This is a genomic window from Mycobacterium sp., assembly GCF_032162605.1.
In the GTDB taxonomy this organism is placed as follows: Bacteria; Actinomycetota; Actinomycetes; order Mycobacteriales; family Mycobacteriaceae; genus Mycobacterium.
Genome location: NZ_JAVROT010000529.1, coordinates 1 through 3,712, shown reverse-complemented (window position 1 = coordinate 3,712; position 3,712 = coordinate 1). Strand labels below are relative to the sequence as shown.

3 protein-coding genes are annotated in these 3,712 nt (G+C 67.7%); 2 read left to right on the top strand and 1 reads right to left on the bottom strand.

Annotated features, from left to right (window positions below; translation table 11 throughout):
* Positions 1-1,038, bottom strand: a 1,038-nt coding sequence (locus tag QOI01_RS29375) for an NAD(P)/FAD-dependent oxidoreductase (RefSeq protein WP_526386666.1), incomplete at its 3' end; no start/stop codon positions are given.
* Positions 1,039-1,137: 99 nt separating this feature from the next.
* Between QOI01_RS29375 and QOI01_RS29370 the strand changes: the two genes are divergently transcribed.
* Positions 1,138-2,748 carry an amidohydrolase gene (locus QOI01_RS29370; protein ID WP_526386667.1) on the top strand — a complete coding sequence of 537 codons (1,611 nt, stop codon included), beginning with the start codon at positions 1,138-1,140 and terminating at the stop codon, positions 2,746-2,748.
* Positions 2,749-2,770: 22 nt separating this feature from the next.
* A partial coding sequence (locus QOI01_RS29365; RefSeq protein ID WP_526386665.1) for an amino acid permease occupies positions 2,771-3,712 on the top strand: 942 nt, incomplete at its 3' end.

The window sequence follows — 3,712 nt, the reverse complement described above, 5'->3', positions numbered from 1 at the left end:
ACCCGAGAGCCGCATCAGACGCGTGATGTCATAGGTCACCAGAGCGTTGTCGGCGTCTGGGGTTGCCAGGTAGTTCCAAGAGGCCCTGGCGCGGGGCCGCCGCGGGAGCACCGAGACGTCGGTGTGCAGTTGGGCGTGGTTGGTGGAGTAGCGGATTGCGCCAAGGACCGTGCGTTGGGCGGCGGTCGGCTCGGCCAGCAGCAGCAGTGCCTGGTTCGGATGCGTCGCGATGACCGCCGCGTCGAACCGTCTGGGTGCGGCGTCGCCGGCGGAGATCTGCACGCCGTCGGGTACCCGTTTCACGCAGCGGACCGGCGCGCCGGCGGCGACCTCGTGAACGAGCTTTGCGATCGCTTGGACGTACGTGGCGGACCCACCGACGACGGTCCGCCACGTCGGCGAACCGAACACCGAGAGCATGCCGTGGTGCGCGAGGAAGACGAACAGATAGCGGGCGGGATAGCGCATCGCGTCACCAGGGGTGCACGACCACACCGCGGCCACCAACGGCGTCATGAAGTGCGCAACGAAGTAGACGGAGAAACCATGCCGCTCCACGAACGCCCCGAGCGTCTCGTCGCGGGCCGCTTCCCGGTCCAGCAACCGGGTCGCTTCGCGGTGAAACCGCTTGACCTCCGCAAGCATCAGGAGGTAGCGGGGACGGGCCAGATTCGACGGCGACGGGAAGAGCCCTCCGATTCCGCGCGCTCCCGCGTACTCGAGGCCGGTGGCGCCGACTCGGTCGTCGCGGACCGACATCGACATGTCGGTGTCGCGCGTTTCGATCCCGAGTTCGGAGAACAGGCGACAGAGCGTGGGATAGGTCCTGTCGTTGTGCACCAGGAACGCGGAGTCGACTGCGACGACGTCGCCGTCTCCGCGATGGATGAAGTGGGTGTGTGCATGGCCGCCCAACCGGCTGTCCGACTCGAACAGCGTCACCCGGTTGCGGGCTGACAGGACGTAGGCAGCGGTGAGCCCGGCAACGCCGCTTCCGACGACGGCGATCGAGCGTCCAGCGCGGTCTTCACGTTCCACGATCTCTATTCGGAACCACGCGGGAGACGGATGGGTACCGTTCGCTCCCGTTACGCATTGCGTAATGCTTGAGCCCGCGTAGTGTGCCAAACCGTGGTGATGACGCTGTTTCGCAACGGAATCGTGTGGACAGGTGCTTCCGAAACAACGGATGCGCTACTCATCGACGGCGACGTCATCACGGCCGTGGGTGCATCTGCGCACGCGGCGGCAACCGAGCAGGGCGCCGACGAGGCCGACCTCGAGGGCGGCTTCCTGATGCCGTCGTTCGGCGACGGGCACGCTCATCCGCTGCTCGGCGGCCTCGAATTCGTCGGGCCCGCGGTCCGGCCGTGCGCGTCGGTCGCGGAGATCGTCGAGGCGGTGCGTTCCTACGCCGAGGCGCATCCCGACGAGGAGTGGATCGTCGGCGCCTCCTACGACAGCAGCCTCGCCCCCGGCGGACTGTTCGACGCCCGCTGGTTGGACGAGGCGGTTCCCGACCGGCCGGTGGTGCTGCGCGCCTGGGACTACCACACGGTCTGGGTCAACTCGGTCGCCCTGGAACGCGCGGGCATCACGTCGGACACACCGGACCCGGAACTCGGCGAGATCCCGCACCGCGACGACGGTTCGGTGCTCGGCACCCTGCGGGAGTGGGGCGCGGTAGATCTGATCACCGCGGTCATGCCCGCACGCGACGAAGACGTCAGGGTGGCTGCGCTCGGGACCGCCGCCGACTACTACCTGGCCAGGGGAGTGACCTGGGTGCAGGACGCCTGGGTGGAGCCCGGCGATGTCGACACCTACATCGCTGCGGCTCGAACCGGCGCCCTTCGCGTTCGATTCAACCTCGCGCTGTACGCCGACCCGCGCCACTTCGACTCGCAGCTGGCCCATTTCGCCGAGGCTCGTCGTCGGGTGCAGGAGGTGGGCTCGCCGCTGCTGACCGCGCAGACGGTGAAGTTCTTCGCCGACGGCGTGGTGGAGAACGAGACCGGCGCGCTGCTGGCGCCGTACTGCTCGGGCTTGCACGATCACGGCATGCAGGTCTGGAAGGGCGACAGCCTGGCCCAGGCCGCCCGCCGCGTCGACGAGCTCGGGCTGCAGATCCACATCCACGCCATCGGTGACGCCGCGGTGCGCCAAGCACTGGACGCCATCGAATACGCTTCTGAGAGCAACGGGCCGCGGGACCGACGCCCAGTGATCGCCCACGCACAGCTGGTCGACGACGCCGACGTACACCGGTTCGCCAAGCTCGGGGTGATCCCCAACATGCAGCCGCTCTGGGCGCAGATGGACGCGTTGATGACCGTCCTGACCATCCCGCGTCTCGGCGTCGAACGCGCCGACAAGCAGTATCGGATGCGCAGCCTGGACGACTCGGGCGCGCCGCTGGCCTTCGGCTCGGACTGGCCGGTGTCCTCCGGTGCGCCGCTCGACGGCATCGCGATCGGGGTGTCGCGGCGCACCCCGGAGGGGGAGCCCCAGGGCGGTTGGACGCCCGAGGAGATCCTCACCATCGAGCGGGCGCTCAGCGCGTACACCGCGGGTGTCGCAGAGCAGGCGTTCGCCGAGGGATCCTGGGGCCGCCTGGTACCCGGCGCGAGTGCGGACCTGCTGTGGTTGGACCGCGACCCGCGTGAAGTGCCCGCCCTGGAGTTGCCCGGACTGCGCGTCCGGGGCACCTACCTGCGGGGCGAGCTCGGTCGGCCATTCGTTCAGTAGAAGAGACTAGGAAGGAAACGCCATGTCGTCGACGACGCCGTCAGTCGAGACCGAGGGGCACCTCAAACGCGCCCTCGGCGTACCTGCCCTCGTGCTGTTCGGCATGGTCTACATGGTGCCGCTCACGGTGTTCACCACCTACGGCATCGTCACTCAGCTGACGGGTGGCCGACTGTCGATCGCCTATCTGGTGACGCTCGCCGCCATGGTGTTCACCGCCAGGTCCTACGCGCGGATGTCGGCGGCCTTCCCGGTGGCCGGATCGACCTACGCCTACACCCAGCGGACGTTCGGCGCGCCACTCGGCTTCCTGGCGGGGTGGTCGCTGCTGCTGGACTACCTCTTCCTGCCGATGCTCAACTACCTGGTCATCGGCATCTACCTGGAAGCGGCGATGCCCGCCGTGCCCGCCTGGGTGTTCATCCTGGCCTCGATCGTCTTGGTGACGGTGCTCAACATCGTCGGCATCGTCTCGGTGGCGCGGGCCAACTTCCTGCTGCTGGCACTTCAGGTCGTCTTCATCGCCGTGTTCGTGGTGATGGCCTTCGTGACGATCTCAGGGAAGGGCAACGTCGACCTGGTGGCACCGTTCACCGGCGACGGCACGGTCGGCGGGGCCAGCCCGATTTTCGCGGGTGCGGCGATCCTGTGCCTGTCGTTTCTCGGTTTCGACGCGGTCTCGACGCTGTCCGAGGAGGCGAAGGATCCCACTCGCAGTGTGCCCAAGGCGATCATGATCGCCACGGTGGGGTGTGGGCTCATCTTCTTCGGGTTGTCGTACGTCTCCCAGTTGGTGTTCCCGTCGAACCAGTTCGTCGACGTGGACTCGGGTTCGTTGGACGTCATGACCGCAGCCGGTGGGCAGTTCCTGAACACGTTCTTCACGGCGGCCTACATCGCCGGTTGTGTCGGATCGGCCCTTACCTCGCAGGCTTCGGTGGCCAGGATCCTCTACGCGATGGGG

Excerpts from the sequence above, each read along its gene's own strand:
- QOI01_RS29370 (WP_526386667.1), top strand. The coding sequence starts at position 1,138 with ATGACGCTGTTTCGCAACGGAATCGTGTGGACAGGTGCTTCCGAAACA.